The organism is Chitinophagales bacterium (assembly GCA_019694975.1).
Classification (GTDB): domain Bacteria; phylum Bacteroidota; class Bacteroidia; order Chitinophagales; family UBA10324; genus JACCZZ01.
Genome location: JAIBAY010000004.1, coordinates 160,073 through 175,498 on the forward strand (window position 1 = coordinate 160,073; position 15,426 = coordinate 175,498).

General features: G+C 46.5%; 15 protein-coding genes. 5 read left to right on the top strand and 10 right to left on the bottom strand.

The features are described from left to right. Positions 1 to 21: 21 nt before the first annotated feature. The 6 genes from K1X61_09275 to K1X61_09300 form a co-directional block, all read right to left on the bottom strand. Complete coding sequence (locus K1X61_09275; GenBank protein MBX7108824.1) at positions 22 to 1,017, bottom strand: AAA family ATPase; 996 nt, start codon at positions 1,015 to 1,017, stop codon at positions 22 to 24. Positions 1,018 to 1,340: 323 nt separating this feature from the next. After that, positions 1,341 to 2,390 (bottom strand): arsenosugar biosynthesis radical SAM protein ArsS, encoded by a 1,050-nt coding sequence (gene arsS / locus K1X61_09280; protein ID MBX7108825.1) that lies wholly within the window; start codon positions 2,388 to 2,390, stop codon positions 1,341 to 1,343. 65 nt (positions 2,391 to 2,455) lie between these two features. Continuing rightward, the gene (locus K1X61_09285) at positions 2,456 to 2,788 is read right to left on the bottom strand and encodes an arsenosugar biosynthesis-associated peroxidase-like protein (protein MBX7108826.1); all 333 of its coding nucleotides are present in this window, start codon (positions 2,786 to 2,788) and stop codon (positions 2,456 to 2,458) included. Positions 2,789 to 2,846: 58 nt separating this feature from the next. After that, positions 2,847 to 3,665: a purine-nucleoside phosphorylase gene (locus tag K1X61_09290; protein MBX7108827.1), complete on the bottom strand. Its 819-nt coding sequence runs from the start codon at positions 3,663 to 3,665 to the stop codon at positions 2,847 to 2,849. 160 nt (positions 3,666 to 3,825) lie between these two features. Continuing rightward, a complete protein-coding gene (locus K1X61_09295; GenBank protein ID MBX7108828.1) occupies positions 3,826 to 4,431 on the bottom strand; it encodes a TIGR04282 family arsenosugar biosynthesis glycosyltransferase in 606 nt (201 codons plus the stop codon). Then, positions 4,428 to 5,165, bottom strand: a complete 738-nt coding sequence (locus tag K1X61_09300; protein ID MBX7108829.1) for a DUF547 domain-containing protein — start codon at positions 5,163 to 5,165, stop codon at positions 4,428 to 4,430. The genes K1X61_09295 and K1X61_09300 overlap by 4 nt, the downstream gene beginning before the upstream one ends. Before the next feature lie 246 nt (positions 5,166 to 5,411). On the opposite strand from K1X61_09300, the gene K1X61_09305 reads away from it, so the two are divergent. Both K1X61_09305 and K1X61_09310 read left to right on the top strand, forming a co-directional pair. Then, positions 5,412 to 6,569, top strand: a complete 1,158-nt coding sequence (locus K1X61_09305; protein ID MBX7108830.1) for a methionine aminotransferase — start codon at positions 5,412 to 5,414, stop codon at positions 6,567 to 6,569. Positions 6,570 to 6,618: 49 nt separating this feature from the next. After that, complete coding sequence (locus tag K1X61_09310) at positions 6,619 to 8,049, top strand: hypothetical protein (GenBank protein MBX7108831.1); 1,431 nt, start codon at positions 6,619 to 6,621, stop codon at positions 8,047 to 8,049. 27 nt (positions 8,050 to 8,076) lie between these two features. Here K1X61_09310 and K1X61_09315 read toward each other — a convergent pair whose 3' ends face one another. The 4 genes from K1X61_09315 to asnB are packed head-to-tail and all read right to left on the bottom strand — an operon-like array spanning position 8,077 to position 13,123. Next, positions 8,077 to 9,177 (bottom strand): glycosyltransferase family 4 protein, encoded by a 1,101-nt coding sequence (locus K1X61_09315; GenBank protein ID MBX7108832.1) that lies wholly within the window; start codon positions 9,175 to 9,177, stop codon positions 8,077 to 8,079. A gap of 6 nt (positions 9,178 to 9,183) precedes the next feature. Further along, positions 9,184 to 10,401 carry a glycosyltransferase gene (locus tag K1X61_09320; GenBank protein MBX7108833.1) on the bottom strand — a complete coding sequence of 406 codons (1,218 nt, stop codon included), beginning with the start codon at positions 10,399 to 10,401 and terminating at the stop codon, positions 9,184 to 9,186. Beyond that, a complete protein-coding gene (locus K1X61_09325) occupies positions 10,401 to 11,219 on the bottom strand; it encodes a class I SAM-dependent methyltransferase (protein ID MBX7108834.1) in 819 nt (272 codons plus the stop codon). Before K1X61_09325 ends, K1X61_09320 begins: the two co-directional genes overlap by 1 nt. A gap of 56 nt (positions 11,220 to 11,275) precedes the next feature. Next, a complete protein-coding gene (gene asnB, locus K1X61_09330; GenBank protein MBX7108835.1) occupies positions 11,276 to 13,123 on the bottom strand; it encodes an asparagine synthase (glutamine-hydrolyzing) in 1,848 nt (615 codons plus the stop codon). 105 nt (positions 13,124 to 13,228) lie between these two features. Between asnB and K1X61_09335 the strand changes: the two genes are divergently transcribed. From K1X61_09335 to K1X61_09345, 3 genes are all read left to right on the top strand, one after another. Continuing rightward, on the top strand, positions 13,229 to 14,119 hold the full coding sequence (locus K1X61_09335; protein ID MBX7108836.1) for a sulfotransferase domain-containing protein: 891 nt from the start codon (positions 13,229 to 13,231) through the stop codon (positions 14,117 to 14,119). A gap of 33 nt (positions 14,120 to 14,152) precedes the next feature. After that, a complete protein-coding gene (locus tag K1X61_09340) occupies positions 14,153 to 14,728 on the top strand; it encodes a Crp/Fnr family transcriptional regulator (GenBank protein MBX7108837.1) in 576 nt (191 codons plus the stop codon). Positions 14,729 to 14,855: 127 nt separating this feature from the next. After that, the gene (locus K1X61_09345; protein ID MBX7108838.1) at positions 14,856 to 15,341 is read left to right on the top strand and encodes a DUF4440 domain-containing protein; all 486 of its coding nucleotides are present in this window, start codon (positions 14,856 to 14,858) and stop codon (positions 15,339 to 15,341) included. Positions 15,342 to 15,426 lie beyond the last annotated feature (85 nt).

The window sequence follows — 15,426 nt, forward strand, 5'->3', positions numbered from 1 at the left end:
CGGTGTAGCATTTTGTCGGTACTAAGGCACTTCTACTTTACGGATGATTTCGCGGATGATGTCATCGGTTGTTACATTTTCCGCTTCCGCTTCATACGTTATGCCGATTCTGTGGCGCAATACATCCATGCAAACATCCTTGATATCATCCGGTATTACAAAACCACGGTGTTGCATAAAGGCTGCTGATTTTGCAGCTAATGCAAGGCTGATGCTGCCACGCGGCGAGCTGCCGTACCGCAGCAGATTTTTCATTCTTTCAAGCTTAAATGCGGCCGGGTTGCGTGTTGCAAACACAATGTCGAGAATGTATTGTTCGATTTTTTCATCGAGGTAGATATCACGTACCAGGTGCCTGGCATTTAAAATGTCGGCGGGTGTCACAACCGGTTGAATGGCCAGCGGTGCATCTGCAATCTGTTGCCGGATAATCTGCCGTTCGTCTTCCCTTTCCGGATAGCTGATGATAACCTTTAGCATGAAACGGTCTACCTGTGCTTCCGGCAGCGGATAGGTTCCTTCCTGCTCCAGCGGATTTTGTGTGGCCAGCACGAGAAAAGGTTCATCCAGCGCATAGGTTTGATCACCGATAGTAACCTGCCGTTCCTGCATCGCCTGCAGCAATGCGCTCTGCACCTTCGCGGAGGCACGGTTAATTTCATCGGCCAGAATCAGGTTGGAAAAGACAGGGCCTTTCTTTACGGTGAATTCATTTTTTTGCTGATTGTAAATCATGGTGCCGAGCAGGTCGGCGGGCAACAGGTCGGGGGTGAACTGAATCCGGCTGAATCCGGCATGGATGGCAGCAGCCAGTGATTTAATTGCCAGTGTTTTAGCAAGGCCGGGCACACCTTCGAGCAGAATATGGCCATTCGAAAGCAGGGAAAGAATGAGCCGGTCAACCATGTATTGCTGGCCGATGATGGCTTTCGCCATCTCATTTTTTAATGCATCAATAAACGTGCTTTGCTGCTGTATTTTTTCATTCAGTTCGTTTACCGCGGATGTTGACATCATGCAACTGTATAGTTATTGAAGGCGGTAAATTTATGCAATTGGTCAGGAACAGCAGCAATCATGGTGCTGCTTCAAAAAGATCCCTCAAAGCTGGCAGGTATAGCGGAAGCATTTGCCGCATGAATGGCATCACCGCGTTTGGCATCTGTATATAAGTTGAAACAAGACCGCCTGTGTATGCAAGCGTAAATTAAACGCTCAGGATGTGGCAGCAGATAGGAAGATGGATTGCTTTCATACTTAAAAATTTCTGTGCACGACTCTTTATAACTTTTATTAGCGCAAGGAATAACCTCCATATGATTGTGATGTACTGCATTGATTTATTTCACCACTTCACCGCCGCAACTTGAGCCTGCGCCTGCCGTGCATCCATAACAATGCTGTGAGATGATTATTTCGCGGTGCTTTAAATCGGTCATATTGAAATGACTGATATGGTGTGCATGATTGCTGCCTATTTTTAAATCGAGCATCTGATTGAAATCACAGTCATACAGGTGGCCATCCCATCCGACGGAGATGGTATTGCGGCACATTAATCCGTTGATGGTGGCAGGATTAAATGCAGCCTGCAGTTTCTCCATGTATGATTCATAGTTGCCGCTGCTGACGAGGTAATCGAGAAAACGGCTGATCGGCATGTTGGTAATCGTGAACAGGTTGTTGAAGACAACAGCATATTGATCGTGTAATACTTTTTTAAACTGCGACTCCAGCACTTGCTGGCCTGTGGAAAGAAAGGCGCCGCCGGGGTTATAAACGAGGTTGAGGATTAGGCCGCTTTCTTCTTTTCCATATCCAACGGCATTCAGCATCTGGATGGCTTTTACGGATGTATCAAACACGCCTTCCCCGCGTTGCCTGTCTGTTCTGTCGGCATTGTAGAAGGGCAGTGAACTTACCAGCTCCACCTTATGCCGCGCAAAAAATTCAGGCAGGTCGTGATAATTTTTGTTGGCAAGAATAATGGTGAGGTTACAGCGGTTCATCACCTTCACGCCGAGGCTGCTGCACTGTTCGACAAACCAACGGAAATGCGGATTCATTTCAGGCGCGCCGCCGGTAATGTCAACGATTGGAATGGCTGAAGTTTGCAACACCTGCAGGCATTGCTCCATAGTTTCCCTTGTCATTATTTCCCGGCGGTCCGGCCCTGCATCTACATGGCAGTGCCTGCAGGTCTGATTGCACATCTTGCCGATATTCACCTGTAATATTTCAACTGCCGTTGATTTCAGCGGATAAAATCCAAGCGTGTCCAGCTTCTGCCGGAAGGAGGTGATGCCGGACGCATACACCACGTTATCCAATAACTGCAACTGCCTGCCGCTGTCGGAAAGTTCATGATGTTGTGCGAGCAGTGATTTCATAGGCAGTCCGGGAAGGATGAGAAACGAATGGATGAGGATGGTTTAAACGAATTCAGTTGATGTGATTACATGGTAAGGGCCTTTGCCTTGTTCATCATCTGTGTGGCATGCACGAGGCTTGAACCGCCGCGGATCGCGGCAGCAACGTGCACTGCTTCCATCATCTGTTCTTCGCTGCATCCTTTGGCAAGGGTGTCTTCGGTGTAGGCTTCAATACAATACGGACATTGTACGGCATGGGCCACGGCCAGCGCAATCAACGATTTTTCACGCGCAGTTAATGCACCTTCGCTGAATACATCGCCATACCAGCGGAAAAACTGATCAGCAAGCGGCTTGTCGAAGTCGGCGATGTCTCCGAATTTTTTCAGGTCATCAGGATTGTAATAGGTTTTCATCTGTTTGGTTTTATATTCTGTTCATTTTTAAGCAACTCATTTTCCTGCTTTGCACCTTTCACAGTTCTCGCACCAGGTTTTCGAAGAGCGTGGTCAGCTTCACTTCTGCCTTACCTGCTGTTTCAATAATTTCAGCGATGTTGACCGGCTTCAGGTTGTCGGGATCACATTCATCTGTAATTACGGAAACCGCAGCAACGGGCAGCGACATATGATTGGCGACAATTACTTCCGGCACCGTTGACATGCCCACGGCATCAGCGCCAATCATCCGCAAGAACCGGTATTCCGCTCTAGTTTCCAGGTTAGGTCCGTTCACGGCCACGTAAACACCTTTGTGCAGTATGAGGTTCAGTTGTTGCGCACAATGTTCCATTTTTTTGATAAGGCCGGCATCATAGGGGCAGCTCATATCAGGAAAGCGCGGGCCAAACTCATCATAATTTTTTCCACTCAACGGGTTAAACGGCTGCATATTGATATGATCATCAATGATCATCAGTGATCCTTTTGTGACAGCCGGGTTTAGACCGCCGGCAGCATTGGAGATCAGCAGATACTGAATGCCCAGCAATTTTAGTACCCTGACGGGGAAAGTGATTTGCTGAACGGTATAGTCTTCATATAAATGAAAGCGTCCCTGTAAGGCCACCACCTTTTTGCCTCCCAGCATACCATAGATTAATTTGCCTTTATGATATTCAACCGTGGAAAGCGGGAAATGCGGAATATCACTGTAGTCAATTTCCACTTCCTTGCTGATACGCGTGGCAAGATTTCCAAGCCCCGTTCCCAATATGATGCCTGCTAATGGTGCCGTGATATTTTTGGCGTGCAGAAAGTCCACCGCCTGCTTCACCTGTTCCGGTAAGGTCATCAGAAAGTGCTGTTGTTAAGATTCAGTTGCATGCATTTTTTTTTACAGAAGTTCTTCAGCAGAATGGAAGGTGCGTCCTTCGCTGTTGAGTTAGTCCACATGGAGGCCATGACAGTAATGGATAGAATAACTGCAAACTCCACCTGTTAGTTATATGTCATCAGGAAATGGTTTTTCTTACTGCTTCAAGATCTGCTTCGGTGTCAATATCGGTAAGTTCCTTCAGTAGTTTGTAAGAACCGTTGATATTTCGGATATCAATAAGGGTGTCGTGTAACACTTCGTCAGAGCTCCAGCGTTTGTTTTTAAACAGAGAAGCATAAAATGTTGACATGCCCAGCAGGTAATAGCCGCCATCATGCGAGGGGCCGATCACAAAATTATTGGCTGGCAGCGCAGCGAATGCTTCGTTGATAATTTTGGGAGTAATGTCGAAGCAGTCGCTTCCGATGATAATGGCTTTGCGATAAGCTTTGCTGAAAGCATATTTGAAGGCATTTGCCATGCGCTTGCCCAGATCGCTGCCTTCCTGCAGCTTCTTGCCGTAATTTTTCTCTTCCCATATATCCTCTTCCGGTATTTCATCCGAATAAAAAACGATTTTATCAGTTGCCAGCTTCTGTGTCACTTTATGTGTATGGTCAAGCAGCTGCCGGTAGATCTCCATCGCTTTTTCTTCGCCCATGGTTTTTGCCAGGCGTGTTTTTACTTTTCCCGGAACAGGATTTTTTACAAATATCATCAGTAAGCTATCATGCTGCTTCATGGTAATTCATTTAAGCTCCAGTCGTAGTTGAGGTAATGGATGGATGCGGAAGGGGCAATGCTCACGGCCGACCATTTATTGAGATATCCGATGAGGCTGCCCTGCTGCGTGAAGTCCTTCGCATACCAATTAAATATTTCAGAAATGTCAATCTGTGTCGGCGTGATTTTATTTTTGGATGCATCATTGATAAATGATTTGGCAAGACTGTTCAGCTGCATCTCGAGCCTGTCTTTGTCAAAAGCACCATTCATCAGCCGCGGGCATGATTTGGCAGCACAGTTGATCGCAAAATGAATCCGCGGATCCGCGAATTGTTTACGGAGGATATCATTTTCAATAATGTTAAGCGAATATTTTTTTGTGCCTGCGGTTACAAAAACATCATCCCATGGTTTGCCGTTACTGATATCGCGGATGCTCTTAACCGGATAATGCTGAAGGATAAGCTGAATAGTGGCCGCATTGTATAAGTTGATCCAGTAGGCCATTTGTTCATTCTTCGGGGCGCCGGAGGCAGGCACATTACGCGACATTTCTGCCATGAATGACTGCAGCGCGGCCAGCTCAGGTTTCATGTTTTTATAATTCACTTCACCTTTGCCGGATACGTTTTTTTTAAGCCATTGGTCCCACCATTCATATCCGGGAGCTGCCGTTGTACCTGTCGTAGGGGTTGAAACGAAACTATGGGAATATTGCAGCAGTACGGAGAAGATGAAAATAAAAAACATTGGTCAGTTCGTTTCCCGAATTTAACTTGCAGTCAGAAAATGATCAGCGATGAAAGCAAAGAAAGATAATTATCACCTGATCACCATAATTTTTTCATGGCTGTATGAACCGGGTGCATTTTAAACAAGATGCTGTTACTTCTGATGTTGCCTGCCGGCAAGATCATAACATCATCAGCAGACAGGAATGCACCTTTTAGTATAAGCTCAGCCAGACAAATCTTAATAAATCATCGATACTGCACTATGCCGGATTATCCTGCTCATATAAAGTCGAAGCTGCCTAAAACGGGCACCACCATTTTTACGATCATGTCAGCACTCGCGCATGAACATGGCGCCATCAACCTCTCGCAGGGATTTCCTGATTTCCTGTGCGACGAACAGCTGATTGCGCTCGTGGAGCAATTCATGCGCAAAGGATTGAATCAGTATGCGCCGATGCCCGGCATACTACCGCTTCGCGAAGCCATTGCCGCAAAAGCGGAAAATTTATATGCCGCAAAATATCATCCTGAAACGGAGATTACTGTGACGGCAGGCGGAACAGAGGCGATCTATGCAGCCATTACTGCCGTGGTGGAGGATGGAGATGAAGTGATCATTTTTGAACCTGCCTATGACTGCTATGCGCCTTCTGTAGAACTTAACGGCGGCGTTCCCATCTACGTTGAACTGGAGGCGCCCGACTATGCAATCGACTGGAATGCCGTAAAGAAGCTGATACATCAGCGCACGAAGATGATCATCATCAATACGCCGCACAACCCGAGCGGCATGGTGATGACGGCGCAGGATATGAAACAACTGCAGAAGCTCACACAAAATACCGACATCATTATCCTCAGTGATGAAGTATATGAACATATCATCTTCGACGGAGGTGAACACCAGAGTGTGATGCGCTATCCGAAGCTTGCGGAGAGAAGTTTCGTGGTTTTTTCATTTGGCAAAACGTATCACAATACCGGCTGGAAAATGGGTTACTGCCTCGCCCCTGCAGAACTGATGCGCGAATTCCGGAAAGCACACCAGTTCATCGTTTTTTCCGCCAACACGCCGATTCAATATGCTTTCGCCGAAATGATGAAAGATCCGTCGCATTACCTGGGCCTTCGTGCCTTCTATGAAGAGAAGCGTAACTATTTTCTGAAACTCACAGAAGGCTCGCGGTTCAGAGCGAAGCCCGCAGCAGGCAGTTATTTTCAAATGCTGAGTTATAAAGGCATCAGCAACGAGAAGGATACCGATTTTGCCGTGCGCCTTACAAAGGAAAAGGGAGTAGCTGCTATCCCTACTTCCGTCTTTTATCATCATGGTGTTGACAGGCATATGCTCCGGTTTTGTTTCGCCAAAGAGAAGGAGACGCTGGAAAGAGCAGCCGAACGACTGCAGAAGGTGTAACGTGTTTTTTCATCCCGCTTAAGAATGCGTTTGTTAATTTTATTACCAGATGTTCAGGGGTGAAGGCATAAAGGTTTTTTATTTTCAGGATATAATCCTGCTGCCGGTCTATTTGATTGCGATCCTGCTGATAGCGTATCTCTACCGGAATTTCCGGTATGAAAACTCACCGCTAAAAAAATATTTCATTCCCGGCCTGGCAATAAGAATTGTCGGTGCGCTCTCACTCGGTATTATCTACCTCTTCTATTACAATGGCGGCGGCGATACTTTTTACTATTACAAAGATGCGAATGCTTTTAATCTCGCCTTGCAGCGGTCATACAGCGCATTCTTTGATTTATTGTTCCTGCGTTCGAATGAGATAACGATGAACACCTATGAGTATACGCGGGGCGTCACCTATTTTCACGATCCTTCCGGCTGGATGTCGGATAAGATTTATGGCCTGCTGAGTGTGCTGACCTTTCATTCCTATCCTGCCATGTCAGTTTTGATTGCTGCATTATCATTTACGGGGGCATGGGTGTTGCTGAAGACTTTTGTATCCATGTATCCGCAACTCACCACGCCGCTGGCCTGGGCTGTCTTGTTCGTGCCTTCTGTTTTTTTCTGGGGATCAGGCATACTGAAAGATTCTATCACGTTCGGCTGCCTCGGATGGGTGACCTATTCTTCCCACCAGATCTTTTTCAAGCGCAGGAATATTATCAGCAACAGCCTCATATTGCTGGTAACCGGTTACATAGCACTGGAAGTAAAGGCATACATCATCATCAGCTTCATACCTGCATTGCTGCTCTGGATATTTTTGACCTACCGGAAAAGAATCAGTAACCAGTTCCTGCGGGTGATGGCCGGCCCTTCGGTACTGGCAATAGCCATCGGCTTTGGCTTCCTGATGGTTAACCGGCTGGGTGCCGAGTTTGAACAATTCTCGCTCCAAAATGTGATCAGCACCTCCGAGCGTTTTCAGCAGTGGCATGGCTATCTTGCCGAGAATGCCAATGCTTCCGGTTACAGCCTGGGCCATATAGATGGAAGCTGGACGAGCATCATCAGTAAAATTCCGGTGGCGGTGAATGTGACACTCTTCCGGCCATATTTATGGGAAGCCAATAACTCCGTCATGCTGATAGCGGCGCTGGAGAGTATCTTTATTATGGGCTTCACCCTGTATATTCTTTACAAGAACGGGATTGGAAGAATTGTCGTGTCCATCTTTTCGAATCCTGACCTCTTTTTCTGTTTCTTCTTCGCCATTGTCTTTTCTTTTGCTGTCGGCTTCACCTCGTATAACTTTGGCGCACTTGTGCGGTATAAGATTCCCTGTATTCCTTTTTTCCTTGTTGGATTAATTGTACTCAATCACCTCACCAAGGTTGAGCGGCAACGGAAGCAGAAGGAGAAAATGCACCTGCGAAAGCGGCAGCCATTTATCCGTACGGCGAAGGATGCGCCATTAGCAACAGTTGAATAAACGCTTGCGGAAGTAGGGTTGCTGCAGTTACTTGCCGGCCAGGGTATGGAAGAGTGCCGTCAAGACCGGGAGCTGTGACTGAACGGAGTATTGTACCTCAACAGTTTTCCTGGCAGCAAGTCCGATGTTCTCCCGTGTGCCCTGGTCTTCGATCAGCATTGACAGGTACTGTCCCCATTCCTCCGCGCTGGTGGCAATAAATCCATTGCGGCCATGTGTAATAATGGACGTATTTACTCCAACGGCGGAAACCACAGCCGGCATTTTCATCGCCATATACTGAATGGCTTTGAAGCCGCATTTTCCTTTCGACCATTCATCATCCGGCAGTGGCATCACACCGATATCGAAAGAACGGAGCAGTTCCACTTCGCGTTCGCTGCTCCATGGTTCCAGTACAATCCATGGCGCTGCTGCCGTGCTGCTCTTGTCGGCCACCACTTTAATGATGATTCGTTCGTTGTATTTTTCTTTCAGCTTTTCCAGCACCGGCAGCAACAACCGGAAATGCTTCATGGTAGAGCTGCTGCCCAGCCAGCCGATCACCACCGGTTTCCCGGCCTTGCCTGGAGTGTCGCTGGCAGTATAACGCAATGTGTCCACTACTGTTGGAACCGTGGTGACATGACGATTATATTGTTCTGCATAATGTGCGAGGTAGCTGTTGCCGGCAATAACATGATTGGCCATGGCAATGATTTCCGCTGTTTTTGCCGGGCGCTTCAGCCATTTAAATCTTTGGTTGGCTTCACTGGTGTCTTCCAGCCAGATGGCATCATCAAAATCAAAAATCATTTTTGCGCCTGAGCGTGCAAACATTTTTTCAAACCATACTGCGCCTGTCATGAATGCTTCCCGCTGTATGAAAACTATATCATAGCGGCCGGCCCGCAGTACATCGCGCGTACGGATGGCTATTGCTTTCCATAGCACCAACCCTTTTTGCAGCACGTTTCCGCGACGGTAAAATATGCGGTCGTCTCTTTCATTCAGAAACCAGGAGTAATCACATCTGCATCCTGCTTTTTCAAGATATGGAAAGAACTGTTCCATTCTGAACCGCTGACTGCCGTTCCTGTCGGGACGATGAGGGCCGATGAATAATATGTTGACCGTAGCGCAATCCATCTTCACTCAGGAGGAAGTATAAATCTGGTGATAGCGCTGAATACCATTTTTAAGCGAATAAAACTGTGCAGCATCCACTATGGCCTGCCTCGGAAAAGTAGATTGCAGCAATCGCCCTGCTGCCTCCCTCATCAATTTATCATTTAGCGCCGGCAACACTATACCGGAATTGGCCGACTGCATGATGGCATCAACATCGCCGATGCCGGCATTGCAAACAATCGGAATGCCCATGCCCATATATTCACCCATCTTGGTGGGTGAAGAAGCTTTTTTTGAAAATGAATTTTTTATGAAGAAGATCGCTGCATTCGCAATGCTTAGATACTTGGGCATGAGTCGTCGTTCCGACTGCCTTATAATAATGGTGTTGGCCTGAATTTGCATCGCATCGGCCTGCTTCATGATAAGTTTGGGATCATCCAGGGTAAGGATGAGAAACTTCGCATCAGCTGTCAATGATGACAGGAGTTTGAAAAACTGCAGCATCTCCTTCAGCAGGTACCAGCTGCCAACAGAACCTGCATAGCAGAGTACGAATGCTTGTGGGTTGATGCCGATTTCTTTGCGCACATTCACCGGGTTTTTAGCGCCATTCGCCGGCGAAAAAAAGTCGAGGTCGGCACAGCACGGTATCACGGTAATTTTTTCCGCCGTGAGCGAGGGCAGGTTGCGCTGCAGCAAATCAATGCGTGCACGCTCGGTAAGACTGATGATGGCATCACTCTCTGCCAGGAACTCCAGCTCTTTGCGTTTGAAAAAACTATACGCTTTCCTGTATAACAGATATTTCAGATTCCATATTCCTCCCTCTACACGCTCTTCCACCCAGAAGCCGCGCATATCGAAGATGAATTTAACGCCAGACTGCCTTTTAAAATCCAGCCCGATCAGCGCCGGAATATAGCTTCGGCAATGCACCACTTCGGCGTGGCATTTAATCAGCTGCTGCACCGACTCATTGCGCAGCCGCCTGTAAGTGAGATAGGCGGATATGCCGGGATACTTGTTGGAATAGAAAACCGGATGCCAATGCAGCTTCATCTCTTTCATCTTTTTCCGAAATGGTCGGCCCGCAGCTTGATAGCGGTCTTTTTTTTCTGCGCTTACCACGTGAATGGTGTGGCCCATTTGCTCAAGCCCGACGAGGTAGGGAATCACCTGCGACTGCCCGAGCGGATCGGTCATGCCGTCATAAGAAATGTATAGAATTATTTTCCCCATCAGTTTTTTATAAAGGTTGCTTTGATGGAATCGCCGATACCAAACAATGACAATAATCGATTGACAAATGATTTAAGCATCTTCAGCATCCGGCTGGATTCCAGCGTTTCCCTGAGTTTTTCATCATCGGAAGTGGCCGAAACAAATGATTGCTGCGACAGCCGGAGGCTTGTCTTTACCCGTGTAATGCTGAATCCGGTAGTATGCATTTTCAATAAAGAAAAGCCTGCTTCCGTGAATAGTTTTTTTAATGTCGTTTTTGTGTAATACGACAAATGTTCAGGGTAAGCGATTACATTCCATTTATCGCGCAGCAAGTACCTGGACAATGCATTGAAATTTGGTGTGGTAACATATACGATGCCTCCCTTCCGCAGCAATGCATGAAACTTTTGCGCTTCTTCACGCGGATTATTGATGTGTTCCATCACCTCAAATGATGTGATCACATCAAAGGAAACGGACTCATAATTTTCAACCTGCAGCATTCCCTGCTGCACCGATAATCCTTTCTCACGGCAGATACGTATGGCATCATCCGTAAATTCCGTGCCTTGTACTTGCCAGTTCTTTGCTTTCGCTACCTCAAGGAAGAAACCGATGCCGCAACCCACGTCGAGCAACCGGTTGCTTTGCCTGAACTTTTCAAAAGACAGGAGCAATTCTTCATACCGAAGCACGGTGATGGGTGACAAATAGTTTTTCCTTCCGTAACCTTCATAATGCCGGAGCAGGGTGCCCGCATCCGGTATGCGGGCGGCGAAAACAAAACCGCAGTGATTGCAACAGACGAGGTGGTGTGCCGCGTAACGCTTCATTACCCGGAGATCTGAATGATGGCAAAGCAGGCAGCGCACATGTGTTGACTCGCTCTTCATTTACTGATGTGTTGTTCAAACCATCGGTGAAGAACCACGAGATTCCACAGCCGGTTATAAAGATAATGTTCGCCGTCAAGAAATTTTTTCTTCAGTGAACTGACCATGGCATATTTCACGATGCCGTGCCGGAGAATAACTTCTTCTGACAGATAATCATCCAGCAGGTGATGCCATTCATGCTGTAACCAATGCAGCAAAGGAATGGAGAAGCCACGCTTGGGGCGTTCATAAAGTTCAGGCGGAAGTAAATCTTTCAGTAGTAATGAGGGAAGGATTTTCAATCCCGACCGGTTCATCTTCAAACTTGGTGAAAGATTCAATGCAAATTCCACGACCCGGTAATCAAGAAACGGAGTCCGGCATTCGAGGCCATATTTCATGCTGGCGCGGTCTACTTTCACCAGCAAATCATCTTTGAGGTAATATTCAATGTCGAAAAAAGATTGTTCTTCCGCCGGTGTCATTCGCCTGCCGGCCGAAGTGGCAAAAACAGGCAGTACAGGCAGGCTGCGTGGTTGTATCAATAAATTTTCAATTTCTCCGTCCGTAAAAAAGTAAGGAGCCTGGGAGAAGATATGTTGTTTCAGGTGCTTGCCGCTTTCATACCTGAACAGCCAGGCAAGGCGGGCATACCTGCCGCCCACCGCATGCAATGTTGTGGCGATGGGCCTTCTTCCCATGCGCACCAAAGGGTTTTGCAGCAGTTGTGGCCACCGGTACATGCCGTAACCCATAAACAGCTCATCACCACCGTCGCCTGTCAGCACCATCTTCACCTGCCGGCCTGCCCACTGCGAAATGATTAAGGTGGGAATGCCTGATGAATCTGCAAACGGTTCATCATACGTATCAATATACGTTTGCCAGAGTTGCATAGCCTCCTCCTGTGTAACCATCAGTTCATGGTGATCGGTGTGCAGGTGCGCGGCGATCTTTTTTGCATGAGCAGCCTCATTAAATTGTTTCTCATAAAAGCCGATGGTGAACGTATTGATTTTTGAAGTACTGTTGCGCTGTGCGAGGGCCGTAACAAGCGATGAATCTACTCCGCCGCTGAGGAAAGAACCGAATGGCACATCGCTGATCATGCGATAACTGACGGCGCTGTTCATGAGCTGCAGCAGCTGATCTTTCGCGTTTTTCTCATCGCTTATAACAGACGGCTGAATGACTTGCTCCGGTTTCCACCAGCGGGTGAGCTGCATATCATCCGCAGTTATTTTCATGTAGCAGCCGCTGGGAAATTTCTTCACCTGTTGCCAGATCGTGTAGGGTTGCGGAATATATCCGAGCTGCAGATAGAGCGCGATGGCATCCTGATCGGTTTGCAGCCGTTGTGCTATTTCACGGATACAGGTGATGGCTTTCAGTTCGGAAGCAAAGAAGACATTGTTGTCAAATGCCGCATAGTACAATGGCTTTACACCGATGCGGTCGCGAAAGAGGTATAATGCATTTTCTTTTACATCATACAGTGCAATGGCAAACATGCCATTGAATTTTTTCACAGCCGAAGGTCCCAGGCTGGCAAATGCTTCGAGGATCACTTCCGTATCGGAATGTGTGCGCAGCTGTACGGTGAGTTCCTTTGCAATTTCGCGGAAGTTGTACACTTCACCGTTGAATACCATCACCCATCTGCCGTCCTGCGATATCATCGGCTGATTGGCGGCTGCAGAAACATCAATGATGCTGAGGCGGTGATGGCCGAGGCCTGTCGTATGGTGCGAATAAAATCCTTCTGCATCCGGCCCACGGTGGGCAATGCTGCGGACCATTTGCCTTAAAACCGCTTCGCCGGCCATTTGGGTTGGTGCAAAGTAGCCTGCAATGCCGCACATGATATGTTTACAAGGTGAGCAACGAATGTACTACTATTCACAGGTTTCTGACTACATTAAGGTTTTAAAACAAGGCATTGCTTTAATCAGCACGTTGTTTACTGCATGGAACATATTGACCTCATGATTGCCGGTGCACAAAAGGCAGGCACCACTTCATTGAAAAATTACCTTGGCAAACATCCGTCGCTGGTTACCCATGCGATGACGGAATTTGCATTTTTTGTAAATGAGGAAGAATACCGTGAAGGGTTTCCGCAAGCCATGAGGAAATATTTTCCAGATACGGCAACCATCGAAGGAAAGAAACTGATTGCGAAGAATGCAGGACTCTATATTGACGAAACAGCGTTGCAGCGGCTCTATGACCATAACCCTGATTGCATCGTGGTTTTTATCATCCGGCATCCTGTTGAACGCGCATACTCTTCGTATAACATGGAACGTGAAAGCGGATGGTTCAGGCATCCATGGGCCGGCATTTCCGCCTCACTCACCAAATTTAAAAATGGCGAGAAGGATCAGATGTTCCGGCTTTTTATTGAGTTGGGACTCTATGCAGAACACCTGAAAAAAATACGCCGCATCTTCCCGCTCCATCAATGCGAGGTGGTATTATTTGAAGATTTAAAATCAGATCCTGCGGCAATCTGTGCGCGGCTGTTCCGGCTGCTTGCAGTGGATGCATCCGTAACCGTAGATACATCATCCATCCATAACCCGACCAAAAAAGTGCGGTCGAAAAGCATGGGCAGGTTTTTGATCTGGCTGATGGCAAATGATAACCCAATAAAAATTTTTGCGAAGAAGCTGCTGCCCGCAACGACTTTTGTTAAGATCCGGAATTGGTTGTTCCGCATGAATACCTCAGCCACCCTGGCCGCACCGGTTGCCATGCCGCCGGAGCTGCGGGAGCAGCTGATTGCATTCTTCAAACCCTATAACGATGAACTTGCCTTGATGACGGGGCTGAATCTCGATCATTGGAACAAATGACAGTGATGGTCAAACCTATCAGACGCAGTAACCATGGAAAATGTAGTACGACATTTTGATAAGTACATATCACTAAACGAGAAAGAAAGAGAGGCCTTGACTAGCCGTTTAACAGCGCGTAAAATAAAACGCAAACAATTCATTTTACAAGAAAGTGACACGTGTAAACATTTTACTTATGTTGTTGAAGGCTGCTTTAAAATGTATGGCATGGACAAATCAGGCAAAGAACACAATTTATTGTTCGCCGCCGAGGACGATTGGATTGCAGACCTTGACAGCTTGCATAAAGAGAAACCTTCTAAACTGTTTATCGAAGCTATAGAACCATGCACAATTCTCCAGCTTTCAAAAGGCGACCTTTGGTATTTATACAACAACTACCCTAAGTTTGATAGAAATTTCCGTGTAATTATAGAAGACAAATACATTGAATTACAAAACCGTCTATTACAGACTTTCAGCTCGACAGCTTACGAACGCTACGAATTTTTTTTAGCGCAATATCCTAAACTTTCCTTGCGCCTGCCAAGTACACAAATCGCTTCATATCTTGGTGTAACACCTGAATTTCTTAGTAAAATCCGAAACGAAAGAGTTGTTAAATAACACGTACCCTTAATCTACATTAAGACTATTTCTTAAAGTAGTTTGCAGGCTGTGGTCGGCTGTTCATGGCACCTTTGTATTGCCAACAATCAAATAACATATAATCAAAGCACGAAATAGCCATTTAATGAGAACCGCACTATTCACCGTTTTGCTACTTTCAATGTTGGCAGCGTGCAATAATGAAGTAAATAATAATTCAGATATAATAAATAATAATACAATGAACAGTCAAACTGAAAAATCAAAAATCGAGGAATTACTTTTCTCTTACCGTGACGCATTAAATAGCTCAGCCGTAAGCAAAGTATTACCACTTTACACCAATGACGGAGTATTTATGCCATCCAACGCTCCGTCTGCAATAGGTCAAGAGCAAGTTAAGGTTTCATACGAGTTTGTTTTCAAATCCATTCAGTTGAATATTGAATTCTTTATTGATGAAATCGAAATCTCCGGCGATTTTGCCTTTGCAAGAACAATCTCAAAAGGAACTACTCTTATACATGCCAACGGACAGACAGTGCCGGAAGAAAACCGTGAGTTGTTTGTACTGCAAAAGGTAAATGGACAATGGAAAATTGCCCGTTACATGTTTAATAAAATGAAGTAATATGGTCAGCTTATAACTTCGGTTTTGCGTCGGGCGGGGCTTTGTGTTTTGTTTGACGATTTTTCTGTATATTTAGTTTTCGACT

What these genes read in the sequence shown, in the direction of transcription:
- K1X61_09340 (MBX7108837.1), top strand. Translation starts at nt 14,153, where the DNA reads ATGGAAAATGTAGTACGACATTTTGATAAGTACATATCACTAAACGAG.
- K1X61_09295 (MBX7108828.1), bottom strand. Translation starts at nt 4,431, where the DNA reads ATGAAGCAGCATGATAGCTTACTGATGATATTTGTAAAAAATCCTGTT.
- K1X61_09335 (MBX7108836.1), top strand. Translation starts at nt 13,229, where the DNA reads ATGGAACATATTGACCTCATGATTGCCGGTGCACAAAAGGCAGGCACC.
- K1X61_09290 (MBX7108827.1), bottom strand. Translation starts at nt 3,665, where the DNA reads ATGACCTTACCGGAACAGGTGAAGCAGGCGGTGGACTTTCTGCACGCC.
- K1X61_09315 (MBX7108832.1), bottom strand. Translation starts at nt 9,177, where the DNA reads ATGGATTGCGCTACGGTCAACATATTATTCATCGGCCCTCATCGTCCC.
- arsS (MBX7108825.1), bottom strand. Translation starts at nt 2,390, where the DNA reads ATGAAATCACTGCTCGCACAACATCATGAACTTTCCGACAGCGGCAGG.
- K1X61_09310 (MBX7108831.1), top strand. Translation starts at nt 6,619, where the DNA reads ATGTTCAGGGGTGAAGGCATAAAGGTTTTTTATTTTCAGGATATAATC.
- K1X61_09300 (MBX7108829.1), bottom strand. Translation starts at nt 5,165, where the DNA reads ATGTTTTTTATTTTCATCTTCTCCGTACTGCTGCAATATTCCCATAGT.
- K1X61_09275 (MBX7108824.1), bottom strand. Translation starts at nt 1,017, where the DNA reads ATGATGTCAACATCCGCGGTAAACGAACTGAATGAAAAAATACAGCAG.
- K1X61_09305 (MBX7108830.1), top strand. Translation starts at nt 5,412, where the DNA reads ATGCCGGATTATCCTGCTCATATAAAGTCGAAGCTGCCTAAAACGGGC.
- K1X61_09320 (MBX7108833.1), bottom strand. Translation starts at nt 10,401, where the DNA reads ATGGGGAAAATAATTCTATACATTTCTTATGACGGCATGACCGATCCG.
- asnB (MBX7108835.1), bottom strand. Translation starts at nt 13,123, where the DNA reads ATGTGCGGCATTGCAGGCTACTTTGCACCAACCCAAATGGCCGGCGAA.
- K1X61_09345 (MBX7108838.1), top strand. Translation starts at nt 14,856, where the DNA reads ATGAGAACCGCACTATTCACCGTTTTGCTACTTTCAATGTTGGCAGCG.
- K1X61_09325 (MBX7108834.1), bottom strand. Translation starts at nt 11,219, where the DNA reads ATGAAGCGTTACGCGGCACACCACCTCGTCTGTTGCAATCACTGCGGT.
- K1X61_09285 (MBX7108826.1), bottom strand. Translation starts at nt 2,788, where the DNA reads ATGAAAACCTATTACAATCCTGATGACCTGAAAAAATTCGGAGACATC.